Annotated in this window: 24 protein-coding genes, 1 rRNA gene and 2 other annotated features; all 25 genes read right to left on the bottom strand. The window is 38.7% G+C overall.

The annotated features are described in order from the left end of the window. Positions 1-39: 39 nt before the first annotated feature. Positions 40-3,600 carry a DNA-directed RNA polymerase subunit beta gene (gene rpoB / locus HNQ85_RS16710; RefSeq protein WP_181538849.1) on the bottom strand — a complete coding sequence of 1,187 codons (3,561 nt, stop codon included), beginning with the start codon at positions 3,598-3,600 and terminating at the stop codon, positions 40-42. 243 nt (positions 3,601-3,843) lie between these two features. Beyond that, positions 3,844-4,446 carry a class I SAM-dependent methyltransferase gene (locus tag HNQ85_RS16705; protein ID WP_181538848.1) on the bottom strand — a complete coding sequence of 201 codons (603 nt, stop codon included), beginning with the start codon at positions 4,444-4,446 and terminating at the stop codon, positions 3,844-3,846. A gap of 111 nt (positions 4,447-4,557) precedes the next feature. After that, entirely contained in the window at positions 4,558-4,926 is a 369-nt protein-coding gene (gene rplL / locus HNQ85_RS16700) for a 50S ribosomal protein L7/L12 (RefSeq protein WP_181538847.1), read from the bottom strand. 62 nt (positions 4,927-4,988) lie between these two features. Beyond that, positions 4,989-5,489, bottom strand: a complete 501-nt coding sequence (gene rplJ, locus HNQ85_RS16695; RefSeq protein ID WP_181538846.1) for a 50S ribosomal protein L10 — start codon at positions 5,487-5,489, stop codon at positions 4,989-4,991. 41 nt (positions 5,490-5,530) lie between these two features. Next, positions 5,531-5,681, bottom strand: a sequence feature (ribosomal protein L10 leader region). 51 nt (positions 5,682-5,732) lie between these two features. Further along, a complete protein-coding gene (rplA, locus tag HNQ85_RS16690) occupies positions 5,733-6,431 on the bottom strand; it encodes a 50S ribosomal protein L1 (RefSeq protein ID WP_181538845.1) in 699 nt (232 codons plus the stop codon). A 111-nt stretch (positions 6,432-6,542) separates the two neighbouring features. Next, positions 6,543-6,968 carry a 50S ribosomal protein L11 gene (gene rplK / locus HNQ85_RS16685; RefSeq protein ID WP_165871795.1) on the bottom strand — a complete coding sequence of 142 codons (426 nt, stop codon included), beginning with the start codon at positions 6,966-6,968 and terminating at the stop codon, positions 6,543-6,545. A 168-nt stretch (positions 6,969-7,136) separates the two neighbouring features. Further along, positions 7,137-7,670, bottom strand: coding sequence for a transcription termination/antitermination protein NusG (nusG, locus tag HNQ85_RS16680; RefSeq protein WP_181538844.1), 534 nt, complete (start codon positions 7,668-7,670; stop codon positions 7,137-7,139). Between the two features lie 143 nt (positions 7,671-7,813). Further along, the gene (gene secE / locus HNQ85_RS16675) at positions 7,814-7,996 is read right to left on the bottom strand and encodes a preprotein translocase subunit SecE (protein WP_181538843.1); all 183 of its coding nucleotides are present in this window, start codon (positions 7,994-7,996) and stop codon (positions 7,814-7,816) included. Positions 7,997-8,060: 64 nt separating this feature from the next. After that, positions 8,061-8,210, bottom strand: coding sequence for a 50S ribosomal protein L33 (rpmG, locus tag HNQ85_RS16670; RefSeq protein ID WP_181538842.1), 150 nt, complete (start codon positions 8,208-8,210; stop codon positions 8,061-8,063). 85 nt (positions 8,211-8,295) lie between these two features. Beyond that, positions 8,296-8,979 (bottom strand): RNA polymerase sporulation sigma factor SigH, encoded by a 684-nt coding sequence (gene sigH, locus HNQ85_RS16665; RefSeq protein WP_181538873.1) that lies wholly within the window; start codon positions 8,977-8,979, stop codon positions 8,296-8,298. A gap of 35 nt (positions 8,980-9,014) precedes the next feature. Then, positions 9,015-9,524 (bottom strand): NYN domain-containing protein, encoded by a 510-nt coding sequence (locus HNQ85_RS16660; protein ID WP_181538841.1) that lies wholly within the window; start codon positions 9,522-9,524, stop codon positions 9,015-9,017. 5 nt (positions 9,525-9,529) lie between these two features. Continuing rightward, the gene (gene rlmB / locus HNQ85_RS16655) at positions 9,530-10,267 is read right to left on the bottom strand and encodes a 23S rRNA (guanosine(2251)-2'-O)-methyltransferase RlmB (protein ID WP_181538840.1); all 738 of its coding nucleotides are present in this window, start codon (positions 10,265-10,267) and stop codon (positions 9,530-9,532) included. A gap of 2 nt (positions 10,268-10,269) precedes the next feature. After that, the gene (locus HNQ85_RS16650; protein WP_181538839.1) at positions 10,270-10,689 is read right to left on the bottom strand and encodes a Mini-ribonuclease 3; all 420 of its coding nucleotides are present in this window, start codon (positions 10,687-10,689) and stop codon (positions 10,270-10,272) included. A gap of 7 nt (positions 10,690-10,696) precedes the next feature. Next, positions 10,697-12,094, bottom strand: a complete 1,398-nt coding sequence (gene cysS / locus HNQ85_RS16645) for a cysteine--tRNA ligase (RefSeq protein ID WP_181538838.1) — start codon at positions 12,092-12,094, stop codon at positions 10,697-10,699. Then, positions 12,075-12,740 carry a serine O-acetyltransferase gene (gene cysE, locus HNQ85_RS16640; RefSeq protein ID WP_181538837.1) on the bottom strand — a complete coding sequence of 222 codons (666 nt, stop codon included), beginning with the start codon at positions 12,738-12,740 and terminating at the stop codon, positions 12,075-12,077. The genes cysS and cysE overlap by 20 nt, the downstream gene beginning before the upstream one ends. Before the next feature lie 59 nt (positions 12,741-12,799). Further along, positions 12,800-13,032: a binding site (T-box leader), on the bottom strand. A 47-nt stretch (positions 13,033-13,079) separates the two neighbouring features. After that, the gene (gltX, locus tag HNQ85_RS16635; protein WP_181538836.1) at positions 13,080-14,540 is read right to left on the bottom strand and encodes a glutamate--tRNA ligase; all 1,461 of its coding nucleotides are present in this window, start codon (positions 14,538-14,540) and stop codon (positions 13,080-13,082) included. An 84-nt stretch (positions 14,541-14,624) separates the two neighbouring features. Further along, positions 14,625-15,101, bottom strand: a complete 477-nt coding sequence (gene ispF / locus HNQ85_RS16630; RefSeq protein ID WP_181538835.1) for a 2-C-methyl-D-erythritol 2,4-cyclodiphosphate synthase — start codon at positions 15,099-15,101, stop codon at positions 14,625-14,627. Positions 15,102-15,126: 25 nt separating this feature from the next. Beyond that, on the bottom strand, positions 15,127-15,813 hold the full coding sequence (ispD, locus tag HNQ85_RS16625; protein WP_181538834.1) for a 2-C-methyl-D-erythritol 4-phosphate cytidylyltransferase: 687 nt from the start codon (positions 15,811-15,813) through the stop codon (positions 15,127-15,129). Between the two features lie 22 nt (positions 15,814-15,835). Next, complete coding sequence (locus tag HNQ85_RS16620) at positions 15,836-16,930, bottom strand: PIN/TRAM domain-containing protein (protein WP_181538833.1); 1,095 nt, start codon at positions 16,928-16,930, stop codon at positions 15,836-15,838. 95 nt (positions 16,931-17,025) lie between these two features. Beyond that, positions 17,026-18,420, bottom strand: coding sequence for a DNA repair protein RadA (radA, locus tag HNQ85_RS16615; RefSeq protein WP_181538832.1), 1,395 nt, complete (start codon positions 18,418-18,420; stop codon positions 17,026-17,028). A gap of 173 nt (positions 18,421-18,593) precedes the next feature. Then, positions 18,594-21,029, bottom strand: a complete 2,436-nt coding sequence (gene clpC / locus HNQ85_RS16610; RefSeq protein ID WP_181538831.1) for an ATP-dependent protease ATP-binding subunit ClpC — start codon at positions 21,027-21,029, stop codon at positions 18,594-18,596. Then, the gene (locus tag HNQ85_RS16605) at positions 21,026-22,123 is read right to left on the bottom strand and encodes a protein arginine kinase (protein WP_181538830.1); all 1,098 of its coding nucleotides are present in this window, start codon (positions 22,121-22,123) and stop codon (positions 21,026-21,028) included. Before HNQ85_RS16605 ends, clpC begins: the two co-directional genes overlap by 4 nt. Before the next feature lie 4 nt (positions 22,124-22,127). Further along, a complete protein-coding gene (locus HNQ85_RS16600; RefSeq protein ID WP_181538829.1) occupies positions 22,128-22,676 on the bottom strand; it encodes a UvrB/UvrC motif-containing protein in 549 nt (182 codons plus the stop codon). 21 nt (positions 22,677-22,697) lie between these two features. Then, the gene (locus HNQ85_RS16595; RefSeq protein WP_181538828.1) at positions 22,698-23,159 is read right to left on the bottom strand and encodes a CtsR family transcriptional regulator; all 462 of its coding nucleotides are present in this window, start codon (positions 23,157-23,159) and stop codon (positions 22,698-22,700) included. 199 nt (positions 23,160-23,358) lie between these two features. Continuing rightward, positions 23,359-23,453 (bottom strand): 5S ribosomal RNA (gene rrf, locus HNQ85_RS16590); the annotation flags it as partial.

The following is a 23,453-nucleotide window of genomic DNA, read 5'->3' as shown; positions in this document are numbered from 1 at the left end:
TTAATCTCCAGGTTTTACCCTTATTGCTTTGTCATTTTATTACTCTTTCGTTACGACATCTTTTTCTTCTTTAGCTTCATCTACACCAATTGCAACCGCATCCGCTGGTTGAACATCATCATCTTCATCAAAATTTTCCATATTAATTTCTTTGTCGTCGCTAGAAAGAATTGTAACGTCCATACCCAAACTTTGCAGTTCTTTTATCAATACTTTGAATGACTCTGGAACACCAGGTTCTGGAACGTTCTCACCTTTAACAATAGCTTCATATGTTTTCACACGACCAACGACGTCATCTGATTTAACTGTAAGAATCTCTTGTAATGTGTATGCTGCACCATAAGCTTCAAGCGCCCATACTTCCATCTCACCGAAACGCTGACCACCGAACTGCGCTTTACCACCGAGTGGTTGTTGCGTTACCAGCGAGTAAGGACCTGTTGAACGAGCATGCAATTTATCATCAACCATGTGTGCCAATTTAATCATGTACATGATACCAACAGACACACGATTATCAAACGGCTCTCCTGTTCTTCCATCATAAAGAACCGTTTTAGCATCACGAGGCATTCCAGCTTCTTCTAATGTTGCCCACACATCTTCATCAGTGGCTCCATCGAATACTGGAGTAGCTACATGAATGCCCAGTTTTTTCGCCGCCATACCGAGGTGTAACTCTAGTACCTGACCAATGTTCATACGTGAAGGTACCCCTAATGGGTTTAACATGATATCAACTGGCGTGCCATCTGGTAAGAAAGGCATATCCTCTTCTGGTAAGATTCTTGAAATGACCCCTTTGTTACCATGGCGTCCTGCCATTTTATCGCCTTCAGAGATTTTACGTTTTTGAACAATGTACACACGTACTAGCTGATTCACACCAGGTGGAAGCTCATCTCCATCTTCTCGGTTAAATACTTTGACATCTAATACGATACCGCCACCACCATGTGGAACACGGAGAGATGTATCTCGTACTTCGCGAGCTTTTTCGCCAAAGATCGCATGCAACAAACGCTCTTCCGCTGTTAACTCCGTTACTCCTTTTGGCGTTACTTTACCAACAAGTAAATCTCCGTCTTTTACCTCGGCACCAATTCGCACAATTCCTCGTTCATCTAAGTTACGTAACGCATCTTCTCCGACGTTCGGAATGTCGCGTGTAATTTCTTCAGGTCCAAGCTTTGTATCGCGAGCCTCAGACTCATATTCCTCAATATGAATAGATGTATAAACATCTTCTTTAACAAGACGCTCGCTCATAATAATCGCGTCCTCGTAGTTGTAACCATCCCATGTCATGAAGGCAACAAGGACGTTGCGACCAAGAGCAAGTTCGCCTTTCTCCATTGACGGACCATCAGCAAGGATTTCACCTTTTTCAACGATATCGCCTTTTTTCACAATTGGACGTTGATTATAGCATGTTCCTTGGTTAGAACGAACAAATTTAAGCAGACGGTATTTATCAAGATCTCCTTTTACCTCTTGACCATCTACTTCAATTAAACGACGAACCCAAATTTCTTTTGCTTCTACTCTTTCAACAATTCCTCTATGCTTACAAATAACTGCCGCACCTGAATCTCTCGCGGAAACATACTCCATTCCTGTACCAACGATTGGAGCCTCAGGTTGCAATAATGGAACCGCTTGACGCTGCATGTTTGCACCCATCAAAGCACGGTTAGAGTCGTCATTTTCCAAGAATGGGATGCACGCTGTTGCAGCTGATACGACCTGTTTCGGCGATACGTCCATGTAGTCGACGCGATCGCGTTTGACCACAATGTTTTCACCACGGAAACGTGCCACGATATCTTCATCTAGGAACGTACCGTCTTCGGCAATTCTTGCGTTCGCCTGAGCTACAACATAGTTATCTTCTTCGTCGGCTGTTAAGTAATCAATGCGGTTCGTTACTTTTCCTGTTTCAGGATCAACACGACGATACGGTGTTTCGATAAAACCAAATTTGTTTACTTTTGCATATGTTGACAGCGAGTTAATTAAACCGATGTTTGGACCCTCAGGAGTTTCGATTGGACACATGCGACCATAGTGTGAATAGTGAACGTCACGAACTTCGAAACCAGCACGTTCACGCGTTAAACCACCTGGCCCTAGCGCAGAAAGACGACGCTTATGTGTTAACTCAGCAAGAGGGTTTGTTTGGTCCATGAATTGAGATAATTGTGAACTTCCGAAAAATTCCTTAATCGCCGCGATCACTGGACGAATATTGATAAGTTGCTGCGGCGTAATTGTATTTGTATCTTGGATAGACATACGCTCACGCACAACGCGTTCCATGCGTGAAAGCCCAATTCTAAATTGGTTTTGCAATAACTCACCAACAGAACGAAGACGACGATTTCCTAAGTGGTCAATATCGTCTGTATCGCCTACTCCGTGAAGCAAGTTAAAGAAGTAGCTAATCGATGCAATAATATCGCTTGGTGTGATATGTTTTACATCTTCCGCAATATAGCCGTTACCAATGACATTAATGACTTGCTCCCCATCCGGATCATTTGGCGCATAAATTTTAATAGATTGTAGTGTGAATTCTTCATCTACAACGCCACCAGCAGGGTTGTATGTCTTAAAACCAATATTCTTTTCTAGCTTTGGTAAAATTCGGTCTAGTGTTCTACGGTCGATGATTGTTCCTTTTTCAGCGATAATTTCACCAGTTTCAGGATCAACAAGAGTTTCTGCTAAACGCTGATTAAAGAGTCGGTTTTTAATATGAAGCTTTTTATTAATTTTATAACGTCCAACGCTTGCTAAATCGTAGCGTTTTGGATCAAAGAAACGAGAAATTAGTAAATTTTTTGCATTTTCTACAGTAGGCGGTTCTCCCGGGCGTAAGCGCTCATAAATTTCTAATAACGCTTTTTCTGTGCTTTCTGTATTATCTTTTTCAAGAGTGTTACGTAAATACTCATTATCACCAATTAAATCGATGATTTCTTGATCAGACCCAAACCCAAGCGCACGTAAAAGCACCGTTACTGGCAATTTACGAGTACGGTCGATACGAACATATACAACATCTTTCGCATCTGTTTCATACTCCAACCACGCACCACGGTTTGGAATAACTGTCGCAGAAAAGCCGCGTTTACCGTTTTTGTCAACCTTTCCGCTGTAATATACGCTTGGTGAGCGAACGAGCTGAGAAACGATGACACGTTCAGCCCCGTTAATGATGAACGTACCCGTCTCTGTCATGAGAGGAAAATCTCCCATAAACACGTCTTGATCTTTTACCTCACCAGTTTCTTTATTAATTAAACGGACCTTTACGCGAAGCGGTGCTGCATACGTAACGTCCCGTTCTTTCGCTTCTTCAACGGAATATTTAGGCTCTCCTAAACTATAATCAATAAATTCAAGCGACAAATTTCCTGTGAAATCCTCGATAGGAGAGATTTCTTTAAACATTTCTCTTAAACCCTCATCAAGAAACCACTGATAAGAGGAAGTTTGAATTTCAATTAGATTTGGTAATTCCAAAACTTCACTGATACGCGCGTAACTTCTTCGTTGGCGGTGTCGTCCATATTGAACTAGTTGACCTGTCAACTGATTCACCCCTCAAATTAAAGCGTTAATAAGTAGAAAGCAAGCTTATGAAAAGACAATCATTGCCTTATCATATAAAACAAAAGAAAAAATGGTTTCTGTTAAGAAAACCACATTTTACACAGCATTGATTTTATAATTTTTTCCATTAAAAATAAAATTATACACTTTATTTTTTGAACAGAACCTTAATAAAATTACACATTTGGCATTTTATAATGATATCATATACAAAAAAAACCGTCAATATTTTTTCGCTTTTATGATATAATATCCTTTTTTCTTTTCTATAACTTCTACCTCAGGAAATAAAGATTGTAACTTTTCCATCGCTGAAGGAGCGCCTTGCTTTTTTTGAATAACGACCCATAATTCTCCACCAGAAAACAAACGAGAGAAGCTTTGCTCAAAAATCGAATAAACAACACTTTTTCCTGCACGAATGGGTGGGTTTGTTAAAATTGCAGCAAACATCTTATCACCAACACGTTCAAATAAATCACTTTGATAAATAACTACATTGTCTACTTGATTGATGGCTTTATTTTTGTTAGCTAACTCAACGGCACGTTCATTAATATCGATCATTTCTACTTTACGCTCAGGAAAATCTTTTGCTATGGACAGTCCAATCGGTCCATATCCACAACCTACATCCAAAAAATCCCCCTCAATTTCCGGTTGCTCAAACGATTCGATTAGTAATCGCGAACCAAAATCCACTTCCTTTTTTGAAAAAACACCGCTGTCAGTTGTAAAAGTAAAAAGCCGGCCTCTTAATTGAAATGTCCAAGTTTGCGGATTGCTCGATGAAGAAGGTTTTTTCGAATAATAATGTTCGTTCAACGACATCACCTTTTCATTCCTTTTTTCCCTATCATCATAACCGTTTCTTCACAATATTAATATTAAAAAAAGCCCGCTATCATTAGCGAGCTTTTTATTGCATAGCTGAAATTACTTAATTTCTACGCTAGCGCCAGCTTCTTCAAGTTTAGCTTTGATTTCTTCAGCTTCTTCTTTAGAAACGCCTTCTTTAACTGGTTTTGGAGTGTTATCAACTAAGTCTTTTGCTTCTTTTAAGCCAAGACCAGTGATTTCACGAACAACTTTGATAACTTTAATTTTTTGAGCGCCGCCATCAGCAAGGATAACGTCGAATTCTGTTTTCTCAGCAGCAGCATCGCCACCAGCAGCAGCACCGCCAGCAACTACTACAGGAGCAGCAGCAGTTACACCGAACTCTTCTTCAATTGCTTTTACTAATTCATTTAATTCTAAAACAGTCATATTCTTAACCGCTTCAATGATTTGTTCTTTAGTCATTGTAATATTCCTCCCTTAATATCATTTTTTAATGTAATCACACTTAAGATACAAACGCTAAATTATGCGCCTTGTTCTTCTTTCTTCTCTGCAACCGCTTTTGTAACAAGAGCGAAGTTGCGGATTGGTGCTTGAAGAACGCTAAGCAACATAGAAAGCAAGCCTTCGCGAGAAGGAAGATTTGCAAGTGCTTTAACTTCTTCAACAGTAGCAACGTTACCTTCAATTACACCTGCTTTAATCTCTAACGCTTCGTGAGTTTTCGCGAATTCATTTAAGATTTTTGCAGGCGCTACTACATCATCGTTACTAAACGCGATCGCATTTGGTCCAGTAAGAACTTCGTCTAATCCCTCTAAACCAACTTCTGCAAGAGCACGACGAGTTAATGTGTTTTTGTACACTTTGAACTCGATGCCAGCTTCACGAAGCTGTTTACGAAGTTCTGTAACTTCTGCTACGTTAAGACCGCGATAGTCTACGATGATTGTCGATTTGCTCGCGCGGAATTTATCAGCGATTTCCGCTACAACTTGCTTTTTGAGTTCGATTGCGCTGCTCATCTTTACACCTCCTGTAGAAGATAAAATAAAACACCACTTATACCGTTCACAAAAAACCTCCATGCCTTCGCAGACATGGAGGTACCACAAAGCAAGTGCATGATGAAGACGCACTTTATTTATGAACAACACCTCGGTAGGAAATTAAGCCCTTAGGGCACCTACTGTCTACGGTACAAATGATATTCCTTTTTCAAACAAAATATATAATACTAAATGACTTTGAAAAAGTCAACAATTAGCTTATGAAATAACAAATGTTGAAGGGTCTACTTTAATACCAGGTCCCATTGTTGAAGTAACCGTTACGTTTTTCACGTAAGTACCTTTAGCAGCGGCTGGTTTTACTTTTAAGATTGTTTCGTAAATAGTTGTAAAGTTATCAACAAGTTTTTCATTATCGAAAGAAATTTTTCCGATTGGTACATGAATGTTACCCGCTTTATCTACACGGTATTCAACTTTACCTGCTTTAATTTCTTTTACTGCTTTCGCTACATCAAATGTAACTGTACCTGTTTTAGGGTTTGGCATTAAGCCTTTAGGACCTAAAATACGACCTAATTTACCTACCTCACCCATCATATCAGGAGTTGCTACGATTACATCAAATTCGAACCAACCTTGTTGAATTTTATTGATGTAATCTGTATCGCCAACGTAGTCTGCACCTGCAGCTTCCGCTTCTTTTGCTTTTTCACCTTTTGCGAATACTAACACGCGTTGCACTTTACCAGTACCATGTGGTAATACAACCGCGCCGCGGATTTGTTGGTCAGCTTTTTTAGGGTCTACACCTAAGCGGAAAGCAACTTCTACTGTTGCATCAAATTTCGCAATGTTTGTTTTTTTCACTAACTCAATTGCTTCTGTTACAGAATAAGCTTTAGAACGATCAACAAGCTTTACAGCTTCTAAATATCTTTTGCCTCTTTTAGCCATCTTAATTTCCTCCTTAATTGTGGTTTTAGCGGAATAACCTCCCACGAATAAAGGTTGCGAAACAGAACACCCCTGTATTCGCAACCTTCAAAAGCCAGCTAAATGACAACATTAGTCTTCAATAACGATACCCATACTGCGCGCTGTACCTTCAATCATGCGCATTGCAGCTTCAATGCTAGCAGCATTTAGATCTGGCATTTTTGTTTCAGCAATCTCGCGTACTTTATCACGCTTGATTGTTGCTACTTTATTACGGTTTGGCTCACCAGAACCTGACTCGATACCAGCTGCTTTCTTAAGCAATACTGCAGCAGGCGGAGTCTTCGTAATAAATGTAAATGAACGGTCTTCGTATACCGTAATTTCAACAGGAATGATTAAACCTGCTTGGTCAGCTGTACGAGCATTGAATTCTTTACAGAATCCCATGATGTTTACACCAGCTTGACCTAACGCTGGACCAACTGGTGGTGCCGGATTCGCTTTACCTGCAGGAATTTGCAATTTCACAACTTTAATCACTTTTTTAGCCACGAGACACACCTCCTTAAGTCCGTGATGTGGTATTAGGGATTTACCCTCCCACTCGTTATTCTTTATATAACCTATATAAAGAACTAGCAATAACAGCCTCAATGTATTTGAGACATACTGACCTTAAAATATTACCACTTTTCTTAACTGATTTCAAGTTATTTGATATTATATTTTTTCAATCTGTGCAAAGTCGAGTTCGACTGGCGTTTCACGACCAAACATATTAACAAGAACTTTCACTTTGCGCTTATCTTTATCAATCTCTTCAATCGTACCGGTAAAGTTTGCAAACGGTCCTTCTTTTACTTGAACCGTTTCATTTAATTCATAGTCAAAATCAAGATCCATTAAGTCTACTCCTGCACGCTTCAAGATGACGTTTACTTCTTCTTCAAGCAGTGGAGTCGGCTTAGAACCTGCCCCAGAAGAACCTACAAATCCAGTTACACCAGGTGTATTGCGTACAACATACCAAGAGTCATCTGTCATAACCATTTCGACTAAAACATATCCAGGGAATACCTTTCGTTTCGTTACTTTTTTCTTTCCATTTTTCATATCCGTTTCTTCTTCCTCAGGAACAACAACACGAAAAATTTTATCTTGCATTCCCATGGATTCTACTCTTTTCTCAAGATTCGCTTTCACTTTATTTTCATATCCAGAATAAGTATGAATCACATACCAATTTTTCTCCATTTATTGGGGCCTTAAACGCCCTTCCCTCCCTAAAGAAAATTGAGAAAATATGGATTTATATTCGTTAAAAACCAAAATAAAAACCCGTTTCCGGGCTTCACACTTCCTATATTATCTTTCATTATACCATACAATTACAAGAGTTATTCAAGCACTAAACGAATTAAAGAAGAAATCCCTAAATCAACAATAGCAAAAAAGACTGTCATAAACGCAACTGTAGCCAAGACCGTAATCGTGTAACGCACGAGCTCTTTCCGCTTCGGCCAACTTACTTTTTTCATTTCTCGTGCGACATCACTGAAAAATTTCATCATTCGTTGCATAATAAGTAACCTCCAACAGCTAGGGACTGGCTCAAACAAGCATTAAATTTATGTTAAAACAAAATTATTTCGTTTCACGGTGAACAGTATGAGTGTTACATACTTTGCAAAACTTTTTCATTTCAAGCCGCTCTTGCAAATTCGCAGCATTTTTCATTGTTGAGTAATTCCTGCTATTACAATTACTGCATGCTAATACTACTTTTTTACGCATATTCATCTCACCAATACAACAAGATGTCTTTAAAACTGTAACACACCGCTATTTTTCATGTCAACATAATCGCGAAGAATTAAAACTATAAGCTGATTTCTTTCCATTCCAAATATCTTTCCAATTTACGCTTCACGCGTTGCAAAGCATTATCAATCGATTTGACATGTCGGTTTAACTCTTCTGAAATTTCCTGGTAAGAACGGCCGTCCAAATACAAAACAAGCACTTTTCTTTCTAAATCACTTAGCAATTCAGCCATTTTCACTTCAATATCGTCTACTTTTTCCTGATTAATGATTAATTCCTCAGGATCCATCACTTTTGCTCCTGAAATAACATCCATCAAAGTTCGATCTGATTCATCATCATAGATTGGTTTATCAAGTGAGACATACGAGTTAAGAGGAATATGTTTTTGCCGAGTTGCAGTCTTAATGGCTGTAATCATCTGTCTTGTAATACACAACTCGGCAAATGCTTTAAAAGAGGTTAACTTGTCCTCTTTAAAGTCACGAATAGCTTTATATAAACCAATCATTCCTTCTTGAATAATATCTTCTCGATCTGCGCCAACTAAAAAATACGAACGTGCTTTGGCACGAACAAAATTTTGATATTTATGAATCAGATAATCTAGTGCATCACTGTCGCCTTGATGAACTAATTCTACTACCTCTTCGTCCTCAAGATGGTCATAATCCTTGATAGTTCTGCCTTTGAAGCCTGCGCCCACGCCAATCCCCCCGACCGCACAACTCGATAGAATCATTATACAGTACAATTTTTTACAGCGTCAACCGCTCATTTTTCGCCTCTTCGCCATCTTTCAAAAATTCTCGCAATTTCATCATTTAAAGGGATTTTCGATATCGGTTTTTTCTCTTGAATTTTCTTTACTTTTCGCTCGATGCTTTTTTCAATCGATTCCATCTCAATGAGTAACTCCCGCGCTGATTTTCGCAAGGCTCCTTGGCCAAAAATCGCCCATTGTTCTGTATAATCAGATGTTGCTACGTAAATTTGTGTGCGGATGTTATTTAAACTTTTCGCAAGTTTTTCAATACGTTCATCTGCCGTCTCATTTTCTCTCGTGAAAATGACTTCTACTTTATAATTTTTATATTTTTTCTCAATTCCTTGTACGAGGTGCGCATCGAAAACAATAATCACTTTATAACCTGTAAAGGCTTGGTACTCAGCCATTTTTGCAATTAATAAGTCTCTTGCCGAGGCAAGATCATGTTCTTTTAATTGTCTAAGTTCTGGCCAAGCACCAATAATGTTATAACCATCTACAATAAGAATATCCATATTAATTATTCTCCTAAAGGATACCGTTTGCGATACACCTCATACATTAGTAAACCAGCAGCTACAGATGCATTTAAAGATGTGACTTTCCCTTTCATTGGCAAACGAATTAAAAAGTCACATTTTTCTAAAATGAGTCTGCCAATTCCTTTTCCTTCGCTACCAATAACAAGAGCTATTGGCAGTGTTCCATCAAGAGAACGATAATCATCGCTTCCTTTCGCATCTGTTCCAACAATCCAAATCCCCCGTTCTTTTAACTCATCAATTGTTCTTGCTAGATTCGTTACCCGAGCTACTGGAATATATTCAATTGCCCCTGTTGATGCTTTTGCTACCGTAGCCGTCAATCCAACAGACCGACGCTTCGGAATAATAATTCCATGCGCTCCTACGGCATCGGCTGTTCTCATAATGGATCCTAAGTTATGAGGATCCTCAAGCTCGTCCAATATTAAAAAGAACGGTTGTTCATTTTTCTCATCAGCACGTTTAAATAGTTCATCGATGTCATAATATTTATAGGAAGCTACTTGTGCAACAACACCTTGATGATTTCCTTCCACCATTTGATCAATTTTCTTTTTCGGTACATACTGTACAACAACACCTTTTTGCTTCGCTAATTGAATAATTTGTTGCATCGTGCCGCGCTGCGAGTTTTCCGAAATCCAAATTTTGTTAATATCACGTTCTGACTTCAACGCCTCAACTACTGGATTTTTTCCGATCACAAAATCCATTCTTATTTCTCCCTTTCTTGATTCTCGATAATATCAAAAGAATAGCCGATAATCTCTTCCATTCGCTCGTGGTTATTTCCTAAGAAATGATATCCGATTAGTGTTTCAAAAGCCGTGCTATATCTATATGTCTGTACATCCGTATTTTTCGGAATCGTAGCCGATTTGGCATTTCTTCCTCTTCGAACGACTGATTGCTCTTCTTCCGTTAATATGGACTGTTGCAAAAAGGTTAAAATTACACTCGCTTGCGCCTTGGCTGATACATATTTTGTTGCTTGCCTATGCAGTTGGTTAGGTTTAACATTTCCTTGAGAAAGTAGGCGATGCCGCACATAAAGGTCATAAACGGCATCACCAATATACGCAAGAGCTAGACTGTTTAACTGTTTAAAATCTTTTACTTCTTTTAATAAACTCATACAAACCTTATCCTCTTTTCCATCTTGTTCCTTGTGGTGTATCTTCTAAAATAATATTTTTTGCTCTTAATTCATCACGAATTTGATCAGCTAAAGCAAAATTGCGATTTTTCCGAGCCTCCATTCGTTTTTGGATGAGCGCTTCAATTTCTTCATCCAGTAACTGCTCCTCTTGCAAAGTAAGACCTAATACATCGAATAACTGTTCAAACTCTGTTAAAAATGCTTGAATCACTGTTTCTGATGTGTTCTTTTCCAGCAAATATAAATTGGCCTGCTTCGACAATTCAAACAAAACAGCAATGGCGTTCGCTGTATTAAAATCATCGTCCATTTCTTTAATAAATGCCTCACGATAACCTTTAATTTTATCTAACCACTGCTCATCATTATGTGTTAAATTTGTACTGCTTTCTAGACGATGTTTAAGGTTAAAATACGAAGTTTTTAAACGCTCTAATCCATTTTTTGCGCTCTCTAACAATTCTTCACTATAGTTAATTGGATGACGGTAATGTACAGAAAGCATAAAGAATCGTAGCACTTGCGGATCAATTTGTTTAATAATGTCATGAACAAGTACAAAGTTTCCAAGAGATTTAGACATTTTTTCATTATTAATGTTAATATAACCATTATGCAACCAATATTTTGCAAATGTTTTTCCTGTTAACGCTTCAGACTGAGCAATTTCGTTTTCATGATGTGGAAACGTTAAATCCTGTCCTCCTGCGTGAATGTCAATCGTATCACCTAAATATTTACGCGCCATTGCCGAGCACTCAATATGCCAGCCTGGTCTTCCTTTGCCCCATGGGCTATCCCAAGCAATTTCTCCTTCTTTTGCCGCTTTCCATAGAGCAAAATCCAGCGGATCTTTTTTCTTCTCGCCCACTTCAATGCGTGCTCCCGCTCGCAATTCATCAATCGATTGATGAGAAAGCTTTCCGTATTCGGCAAATTCTCTTGTTTTGTAATACACATCTCCGTCTGCTTCATATGCATATCCTTTTTCGATAAGCTGTTCAATGAACTCAATAATAATATCAATGTTCTCTGTTACGCGAGGATGAACATCCGCTTTTTTGCATCCTAGTGCAGATATATCTTCAAAATACGCTTGAATAAAACGCTCCGCAATGGTTGGAACATCTTCTCCCAATTCTTTTGCTGCTTTAATTAATTTATCATCTACATCAGTAAAGTTGGAAACATATTGAACCTCATAACCTCGAAATTCTAGATAGCGGCGAATCGTATCATAAACGATGGCTGGCCGAGCATTTCCGATATGAATATAGTTATAAACGGTTGGACCGCATACATACATTTTCACCTTATTTGGTTCTATTGGTTCGAAAACTTCTTTTTTGCGGGTCATCGTATTATAAAGCTGAATGGTCATTTTCTATCTTCCTTTCCTTTAGTTCGTTAAGTTCGTTTCTTAGCTTTTCAATTTCCATTTCTAGTTCTTTTAATCTGTCAGCAATTGGATCTGGCAAATCTGTATGATTTAAATCTTTTTTAATTCTAACACCATTTTGAACAACGACACGTCCAGGTATGCCGACAACAGTAGAGTTAGGCGGTACATCCTTTAGAACAACAGAACCAGCGCCGATTTTTGAATTCTCTCCAATGGTAATCGACCCAAGTACTTTTGCCCCTGTGGCAATGAGGCAATTATCTTTAATTGTTGGGTGACGTTTTCCTTTTTCTTTTCCCGTTCCTCCTAATGTCACCCCTTGATAAACCGTCACATTATCCCCAATTTCACATGTTTCTCCAATCACAACCCCCATGCCATGGTCAATGAAAAAGCGACGGCCAATTTTCGCTCCTGGATGAATCTCTATTCCTGTAAAAAAACGGCTAATCTGTGAAATAACTCTTGCGATAAAGAAAAATTTACGTTTGTAAAAAGCATGGGCAATGCGATGAGCCCAAATCGCATGTAATCCTGAATAAGTAAGAATAACTTCCAAATAACTCCTTGCCGCTGGATCTTGCTCAAAAATGACTTCAATGTCCTCTTTTAATGTTTTAAACATACATATTCTCCCTCCTATCTGCCTGCAAGAATAATAAAAAGCGTCTCTGTGTTTATAAACACAGAGACGCTCAAATGCGCGGTTCCACTCTGTTTAGCTAAACAAATGAAGTGTTTAGCTCCCTCAACTCTTATAACGGAAGAGAATCCGCTCCATTCTAATACAGAGCATCTCTGATTCGAAAGGAGACTCAGAGGCGCATTTCAAAAACATTGAACATGAATCACTTCCAGCCAAGGTGATTCTCTCTGTAATGTCAATGTTTTTTACTTCTCCTCATCAACGTTTTAGCCATCTATTGACTTGTTATCATTACTATATTATAACAGGTCAAAAATGTTAATTAATTAGCTTCTCTAAACGGCTGATTACTTTTTCTTTACCTAGTAACTGAAGAGCAAGCGGCAGCTCCGGTCCATGAGTTTGGCCAGTCGTCGCGACACGAATCGGCATAAATAATTTCTTTCCTTTTTGTCCCGTTGCTTTTTGTACCGCTTTAATCGCTGCTTTGATTGCTTCAGCTTCAAACGTTTCTAGATTTTTCACTTCCTCTAAAAACGCTTTTAATACTTCTGGCACTTGTTCTTCTGCCAATACTGCTTTTGCTTCATCATTATACTCAATATCCTCTTTAAAGAACAACTCGGATAATTCTACAATCTCCGCACCATAGCTCATTTGTTCTTGATAAAGTGCAATAAGGCTACGGGCCCATTGCTTCTGCTCATCGCTCATATTTTCAGGTAGGCGGCCTGCTTTCACTAAATGCGGAAGTGCCAGATCAACTAATCGGTCTAAATCTAATTTTTTAATATATTGGTTGTTCATCCATGTTAGCTTTTGTTTATCGAACATCGAAGGAGACTTTGATAAGCGAGAAACATCAAAGATTTTAATTAATTCTTCTTTTGTAAAAATCTCTTCTTCTCCTTCTGGTGACCATCCTAGTAAAGCAAAAAAGTTAAACATTGCCTCCGGTAAATAGCCTAACTCTTTGTATTGAGATACGAATTGAATAATTGATTCATCGCGCTTAGATAGCTTTTTACGATTTTCATTAACGATTAGTGTCATATGACCATATTTCGGTGCTTCCCATCCTAAATATTCGTAAATCATTAATTGCTTTGGTGTGTTCGATAAGTGTTCTTCTCCACGGAATACGTGCGTAATCTTCATTAAATAGTCATCGATCACAACAGCAAAGTTATAGGTTGGAATGCCGTTTGCCTTTACAATCACCCAGTCTCCAATATCTTTTGACTCAAATACTACTTTGCCGCGAACCATATCTTCGAATTCATATACTTTTCCTTCTGGAACTTTAATACGAAGCGTATATGGCTTTCCTTCCGCTTCCAATTGTGCTACTTGCTCTGGAGTTAAATGACGGCATTTTCCGCTGTACTGTGGAGCCGCTATGCCGGCAGCTTTTTGAGCTTCACGCTCCTGCTCCAATTCTTCTGGCGTACAGAAGCATTTATACGCATATCCTTTTTCTAATAATTCATTTGCATACTTACGATATATATCAAGGCGTTCAGTTTGGCGATAAGGACCGTATCCGCCATCTTTATCAATCGATTCATCATACTCAATACCAAGCCATTTTAAGTTTTCTAATTGTGATTGTTCTCCACCTTCAACGTTACGTTCGATATCAGTATCTTCTATACGCACAATAAACTTACCATTGTGATGACGTGCAAATAAATAATTGAATAGCGCTGTTCGCGCTCCGCCAATATGTAAATGTCCTGTTGGACTTGGCGCATAACGCACTCTTACTTCTTGTGACATTGTCGATAACCCTCCATAAAATTTTCGATAATCCGAGTATCCTACGTTATTTTAACATTATACAAGAGAAAAGTTCAAAAACAGTTATTTCTTTTGCAATAGAACAACCGCTTGTGCAGCGATTCCTTCTTCACGACCCGTAAAGCCCAGCTTTTCAGTAGTAGTCGCCTTCACATTAACTTGAGACAGTTCTCCCTCTAGTAATTCCGCAATTCTTGCTCTCATTTGCTCAATATACGGCGCCATTTTCGGTTTTTGCGCAATAATGGTACAATCAAGGTTCACTAGTTGATAACCTTCTTTTTTTACAAGGTTCCAAACATGTTGTAAAAGAACAGCAGAATCGGCATCTTTATATCTTTGATCGTTATCCGGAAAATGTTTGCCGATATCCCCAGCAGCAATGGCCCCTAAACATGCATCGGCCACAGCATGAAGTAAAACATCAGCATCTGAATGTCCAAGCAGCCCTTTTTCATATGGAATTTCAACTCCACCAATAATAAGAGGACGTCCTTCGGCAAACTGATGAACATCAAAACCTTGACCAATTCGAAACATAATGGTCCTCCTTTTTCTCTCTATTTTAACAGCTTGTCCAATTCGACAAAATAGCTTGTGCAAATAATAAATCATCAGGAGTCGTTAATTTTATATTCCGGTAATCTCCTTCAATAATCCTTACCTGCTTTCCAATTCGCTCAACAAGACTGGCATCGTCTGTTCCAATATATCCCTCCAAAGAAGCACGTTCATGAGCTTCTAACACAAGTGAAACATGAAAAGCTTGTGGAGTTTGTACAGCCCACAAGCTAGAGCGTTCCACCGTTTCATGGACATATCCATCAAATACCCGTTTAATTGTGTCCTTTACTGGCACAGCTATAACCGCCGCTCCATGTTCTTTCGCTGCTTGAACAAGCTCATGAATTTTCTCTACTGTAATAAAAGGACGTGCCCCATCATGAATAAGAACAATATCGCTGTTTTGAATCTTTTTCAAGCCGTTGTAAACGCTATGCTGACGCTCAGTACCGCCGCTTACCATAGAAATGACTTTTTTAATCGAGTAACGTTTTACTATTTCATTAAATTGCTCACGTTCCGCTTCATTAATAACAAGAATGATTCCTTCACACCATTCATCCCGCTCAAACACTTTTAATGTATGGACAATAACAGGTTGGTCACAAAGTTCAATAAATTGTTTATTCTTACCTGCCTTCATTCGTTTTCCTTGTCCAGCAGCAGGAATTACAACCTGATAAAACATTCCTCATTCCCCTAACCAAAGTCTATAATGCTTTTTCAAGAAGTTTCAGCTTTGCAAAAATCATTCTTCCTGCCGATGTTTGCAACACGCTTGTGACCATTACATCGACTCGCTTACCGATATAGTCTCTTCCATCTTCAACAACAATCATTGTACCGTCATCCAAGTATGCCACACCTTGATTATGTTCCTTCCCGTCTTTAATCACATGAACATTTAATTCTTCCCCAGGAAGCACAATTGGCTTTACGGCATTGGCTAAATCATTGATATTTAGTACCGGTACATTTTGCAATTCACATACTTTATTTAAATTAAAATCGTTAGTAACCACAACCCCGGAAATCAATTTTGCTAATTTGACAAGTTTGCTGTCTACTTCTTGAATATCATCAAAATCTCCTTCATAAATTTCAACTTTCCTATCTAATTCTTTTTGAATGCGATTCAAAATGTCAAGACCGCGGCGTCCACGGTTTCGCTTCAGCACATCCGATGAGTCGGCAATATGTTGTAACTCCTCTAAGACAAAACGTGGAATCACAATGGTTCCTTCTAAAAATCCAGTTTGACAAATATCAGCAATTCGGCCATCGATAATGACGCTTGTATCCAATATTTTCAATGCCCGACCTTTACTATTTTCAACTTCTTCATCATTTCCTTTTTTCTTTGCCATTCGGTTAGAAAGAGAAAATAAGTTCATAAGTTCATGGCGTTTTTTAAATCCGACCTGAAACCCTAAATACCCTAACAAAACAGTTAGAAAAATAGGCAACACCGTGTTGAGCACTTGAAATTGGAACGCCTTAAGCGGCATAACAACTAAAAAGGCAACAATCAAGCCAAAAATTAATCCTAGACTGCCAAATAAAATATCAGTAACTGGTGCCTTGACCAGCGACTCCTCAATCCAATGTATGAGACCAACAATATAATCAACTAACCAAAATGTCATGATAAATAAAATAAGAGCTCCTAATATCGCTAAAATATAAGGACTATTCAAAAAAGGGGCGTTTCTAATATTTAACAAACCCAATAAATCCGGAAGAAAAATAACTCCTAACATCCCCCCGACAATAAGAAAAAACAATTGAACAATTCTTTTTAACATTTTTTCACCTCCTCATATTACCATTATAAACAGTTTCGAATGTTTGAAACCAATATTAGTACATTTTTAAAGAGTTTGATAAAAATTTGTAAAACTTATTGGAAAGGATTATATGAATTTCCTAATACATACTCAAGCGTTTCAGCGACATCAGAAACCCCGATTATTTCCACACCTTTTGGAACGGTCCATCCCCCTAAGTTATTTTTCGGAATAATAATGCGGTTAAATCCTAATTTTACTGCTTCTTGCACACGCTGCTCGATGCGGGAAACACGGCGAACCTCCCCAGTTAATCCTACCTCACCAATAATGACATCAGCCGGATTGGTTGGCTGGTCACGGAAACTTGATGCAATGCTAACAGCAATCGCTAAATCGATCGCTGGTTCATCTAATTTGACTCCGCCAGCTACTTTTAAATAAGCATCTTGATTTTGCAATAGCAAACCTACCCGCTTCTCAAGCACTGCCATTAATAAAGAAACTCGATTATGATCAATTCCCGTAGCCATTCTTCGCGGGTGACCAAAGCTGGTTGGTGAAATTAACGCTTGAATTTCCACTAAGACCGGTCTTGTTCCTTCCATAGCAGCTACAACAGTTGAGCCTGCTGCCCCCTGCGATCTCTCTTCAAGAAAAATTTCTGAAGGATTCTCAACCTCTGATAAACCGGATTCTCTCATTTCAAAAATACCGATTTCATTTGTCGAACCAAAGCGGTTTTTCACAGCCCGCAAAATTCGATACGTATGATGGCGTTCTCCTTCAAAATAAAGAACCGTATCTACCATATGTTCTAAAATTCTCGGTCCAGCAATCGATCCTTCCTTTGTGACGTGACCGACAATAAATATAGCGATTCCTTTTGTCTTCGCTACTCTCATAAGTTCAGCTGTACACTCACGCACTTGGGATACACTTCCAGGTGCTGAAGTAATATTCGAATGGTAGATTGTTTGAATTGAATCAATGATGACAAAAGCCGGATTCATTTCCTCGATCGTTTGGATGATATATTCTAAATCCGTTTCAGCCATTACATATAGTTGGTCAGTATTAACATGCAGACGATCTGCACGTAATTTTGTTTGCTTTACAGATTCCTCTCCGGAAATATATAAAATTTTATGTCCTTTCATAGCCATTTGGGCAGAAACTTGCAAAAGAAGCGTTGATTTTCCAATCCCAGGATCCCCACCAATTAATACGAGGGAGCCTTTTACAATTCCACCACCTAAAACACGATTAAACTCTGATAAATCAGTTAGCATTCGGGGCTCTTGAGACGTTTCAATTGTGGAAATGGGCACAGGCTTCGATATCGTTTGCTGCGAAGAATGAATAAATACTCCCTTTGGAGTTTGCTTTGTCCGCTCAACTTCCTCTACCATTGAATTCCACATATAACATCCGGGGCACTTCCCCATCCATTTCGGTGATTCATAACCGCATTCTTGACAAATAAACTTTGTCTTTCTCTTTGCCATTCCACTATTTCCTTTCTTCATTAAAAATACAAAAGAAGGGGCTGCCCCAAAAGTGTCTGACCTCACGCGCATTCCACAATACATAGTTCATTTACTCAATGTTATGTCTTATATATTGTGTTATGGGGTCTGACACTTTGCTTTAGGGTCAGCCTCTTACTGCTTCATTGGCTTTATTGTACCGTTTCTCCCGTTAATACTACAAATTCATTATCTTTTACATCTACGACTACTTTTTGTCCTTTTGTAATTGTGCCTTTAAGCAATTCTTCGGATAAGCGATCTTCAATATGTTTTTGAAGCGCCCGGCGCAATGGACGTGCACCATATTCAGGGTCGTATCCTTCCTGTGCAATTTTTTCGATTGCTGCCTCCGTTAATTCTAAATCAATGTCTTGCTCTTTCAAACGTTTTACCAATTGCTCAGCCATTAAATTAACGATTTGTGCTAAATGTTTCTTCTCTAATGAATGGAAAACAATGATTTCATCAATACGGTTTAAAAATTCTGGACGGAATGCTTTCTTTAACTCTTCCATCACTTTTCCTTTCATATCTTTGTATTGCTGATTTTCATCTTGAACATTGAAGCCAACGTATTTATTTCGCTTCAATGCATCAGCACCAACATTCGATGTCATAATTAAAATTGTATTGCGGAAATCGACCGTTCTTCCCTTTGAATCCGTTAAACGCCCATCTTCTAATACTTGTAAAAGAATGTTAAATACATCTGGATGAGCTTTCTCCATTTCATCTAACAATACGACTGAATATGGTTTTCTACGAACTTTTTCCGTTAATTGTCCGCCTTCTTCATATCCTACATATCCAGGAGGAGAACCGACTAAACGAGAAGTTGAATGCTTCTCCATATACTCTGACATATCGATACGAATTAAAGCATCCTCATCACCAAACATCGCTTCCGCAAGCGCTCTAGCTAATTCTGTTTTACCTACTCCAGTTGGTCCTAAGAAAATAAATGAACCGATTGGGCGTTTTGGATCTTTTAATCCGGCACGAGCACGACGTACTGCTTTAGCAACTGCTTTAACCGCTTCCTCTTGACCGATTACACGAGAATGGAGAATTTCTTCTAGTTTTAACAAACGTTCCGTCTCTGTTTGTGCTAGTTTCGATACTGGAATTCCCGTCCAACTTGATACAACCATGGCAATATCTTCAACGGTTACTTCTGAATTCTCTTGTCCTTGTTTTTCTTTCCAAGCTCGCTTCGTTTCCTCAAGTTGTTCGCGTAACCGTTGTTCAGCATCTCGCAATGAAGCTGCTTTTTCGAATTCTTGGCTTTGAACAGCAGCGTCTTTTTCTTTGCGTACTTCCTCTAATTTTTGTTCTAATTCTTTTAAGTTTGGAGGAGCGGTAAAGGAACGAAGACGTACTTTAGAGCATGCTTCATCAATTAAGTCAATTGCTTTATCTGGAAGGAAACGATCGGTAATATAGCGATCTGATAACTTGACAGCTTGGATGATTGCTTCATCGGAAATGGATACGCGATGATGTGCCTCATAACGATCACGCAATCCTTTTAAAATCTGAATAGACTCTTCAATGGTCGGTTCATCAACGTAAATCGGCTGGAAACGACGCTCAAGTGCCGCATCTTTTTCGATATATTTACGATATTCATCTAATGTCGTTGCACCAATGCATTGCAATTCTCCACGGGCAAGAGATGGTTTTAAAATGTTTGATGCATCAATCGCCCCTTCTGCACCACCAGCTCCAATCAATGTATGCAACTCATCAATGAATAAAATAATGTTACCAGCTTGGCGGATTTCATCCATTACCTTTTTCAAGCGGTCTTCGAATTCACCACGGTATTTTGTACCCGCGACCACGGTTCCCATATCTAATGTCATCACGCGCTTGTCGCGAAGAGTTTCCGGCACTTCATTGTTTACAATTTGCTGTGCCAGTCCTTCCGCAATCGCTGTTTTACCTACCCCTGGTTCACCGATAAGAACAGGGTTATTTTTTGTACGACGACTTAATACTTCAATCACGCGTTGTATTTCTTTGCTTCTTCCAATAACAGGATCGAGGCTACCTTCTCGAGCAATTGCAGTCAAATCGCGAGCGAGACTATCTAACGTAGGGGTACTTACGTGAGATGCTGTACCGCCTTGATGTCCAGCAACGGATTCATTGCTACCTAACAATTGCAATACTTGTTGTCGTGCTTTATTTAAGCTAACCCCTAGATTATTAAGCACGCGGGCTGCTACACCTTCGCCTTCGCGAATAAGGCCAAGTAAAATATGTTCCGTACCAACATAAGAATGACCCAGTTTTCGCGCTTCATCCATAGAAAGTTCAATGACTTTTTTCGCTCGCGGCGTATAGTGAATTGTTTGCATTGATTCATGGCCTCGGCCGATGAGCGCTTCCACTTCTTTTTGAATTTTTTCCGGCCCTAGTCCCAAGGCAGTTAACGCCTTCGCGGCAATCCCTTCACCTTCACGAATGAGGCCAAGCAAAATATGTTCTGTACCAATATTGTTATGTCCTAAGCGGACTGCTTCCTCTTGTGCTAGAGCCAATACTTTCTGCGCTCTTTCTGTAAATCGACCAAACATCATTCCTCATCACCCTCCATTTCTTGATACTTCCTTTCTTCCATTTTCAAACGCTCACGAATTAGAGTAGCTCTACGAACATCCCGTTCACTTGGTCTTAAAGCTCCTCCAGCATATTGTTGTAAGAAACCTGGCTGCATTAAAATCATTAACTCATTCAAAATACTTCGAGAGACATTTCTAATGTATCCTAAGTCTATTCCTAATCGTACATCAGATAAACATTGAGCTGCCTCTTTTGATTCAATAATACGGCTATTTGTCAATATACCGTAAGAGCGAAAGATTCTGTCTTCTAATTGTATGTTAGAAGTTTTGACTAATGCCTCCCTTGCCATTCTTTCTTGAGCAATTAATTGTTGAACAACACTTTTTAAATCCTCAACAATATCTTCCTCAGACTTTCCTAATGTAATTTGATTAGATATTTGAAATATATTCCCTAAAGCTTCACTGCCTTCTCCATACGTTCCCCTTACTACTAGTCCAAGTTGATTAATAGCAGGGATAATTCGATTCATTTGCTGCGTTAAAACAAGAGCCGGCAGATGCATCATTACCGAAGCGCGCATCCCTGTCCCTACATTTGTAGGACAACTAGTTAAATAACCACGTTTTTCATCAAATGCGTAGTTAACATGAGTCTCGATCCAATCATCCAATTGATTTGCCACATCTAAAGCTTCTGTTAGTTGAAGACCTGGGAACAAACATTGAATTCGTATGTGATCTTCCTCGTTAATCATGATGCTAACCTCTTCGTTTTCTGAAAGCAAACACGCCCCGAATGCACAATCTTCAGCTAAATGAGGACTTATTAAATGTTTCTCAACCAATACCCGCTTCTCAATTGGCTGAAGCTCATTCATTTTTAATAGTTCAAATTTCCCAAAGGGAACGTATGATTTATAAGCAAATGTTTTTTCAAACAGATCAACAATTTCTTGTGCTTCTTCATTTGTAAATACAGTAGGAAATTGAAAATCCTCAATATTTCTCGCCAATCTAATCCTGCTGCTTAATACAATATCGGAATCAGGTCCTTCTTGGCTCATCCAAGAGCTCACTGCTGTATTAAGAAATTTCTCTAATGACATAAAATTATAATCCCCCCTCTCCATATTCCATTAACCGAGATTCGAGAGAACGGATTTCATCGCGGACATTGGCAGCTTTTTCAAATTCTTCTCTAACGATAAGATCTTGTAGTTTTTGTTTTAATTTTTCAATTTGTTTTCGTATATGGATCGCTCCACCAATACGTTTTGGTATTTTACCTGCGTGAGTGGCATTTCCGCTATGCAGTCTTCTCAATATTGGCTGCAAGTGTCTAGAAAATGTATGATAACAATCCGAACAACCAAACCGGCCTACCTTTGTAAATTGGTGATATGTCATTTTACAACGTTCACATTGTAAAATTTCCGGTCCCTGAAAAGCGCTTGTTTTAGCTTCTTTCAAAGGAGATTCAAGATTCAATAAACCTGCTAATAAATTATTAATGGAGAAACCTGCATTTTCCGAAAACATTAACATCTCTCCACGTTCTTGAGCACAATGCTCACAAAGGTGAACTTCCGTTTTTTCACCGTTAATAATTTTTGTAAAATGCAAGGTGGCCGGTCTTTGTTTACACTCTTGACATATCAAGTTTTTCACCCCTCTGCAGCTTTACTTATATTTCAATGAAGTTAGCATCGCTCTTAACATTCTCGCTCTTAGTTCATCTCGATGCGGCAAATCAATATATAAAACAGAGCGATCCATAACACTTAGCATAATATTTGCCTCTCGATCAGAAATTACTTTTTCTTCTACCAAACGATGAACAATATCTTCAGCACTCGATTGACTAATTCGGTTACCAATAAGAGATAGCAACTGATCAATTAACTGCGCTCCGCTTTGCATCTTAACTTTCATAATCCGAATATATCCTCCGCCCCCGCGTTTACTTTCAACAATGTAACCTCTTTCCAATGTGAAACGGGTATTAATAACATAATTAATTTGCGAAGGAACACATTGAAATTTATCAGCGATCTCACTCCGTTTAATTTCAACAATATCTTTGTTACTTGTATGAAGAACTTGTTTTAAATACTGTTCAATTATGTCAGAAATATTTCTCACTCTACCTCCTCCTTGTTGCAGCTGACTTTGACTATATTTGACCTTACTTTTACTATATAGCGAATGAATGAAAAATGCAAGGAAACAAATCAACAGAAACTCAGTTATACAATTATATAATGACCTTTTTTAGATAAAATGAAACATAATAAAAAATAAAAGAGACTGGATATAATCCAGCCTCTTTTCTGCTAATACTGCCTGGCAACGTCCTACTCTCGCAGGGGCGCTGGCCCCAACTACCATCGGCGCTGGAGAGCTTAACTTCCGTGTTCGGGATGGGAACGGGTGTGA

Origin of the sequence: [Anoxybacillus] calidus (assembly GCF_013760845.1) — a bacterium.
In the GTDB taxonomy this organism is placed as follows: domain Bacteria; phylum Bacillota; class Bacilli; order Bacillales; family Anoxybacillaceae; genus Paranoxybacillus; species Paranoxybacillus calidus.
Note: the sequence above shows the minus strand (reverse complement) of the source record. Positions and strands in the feature narration are given on the sequence as shown.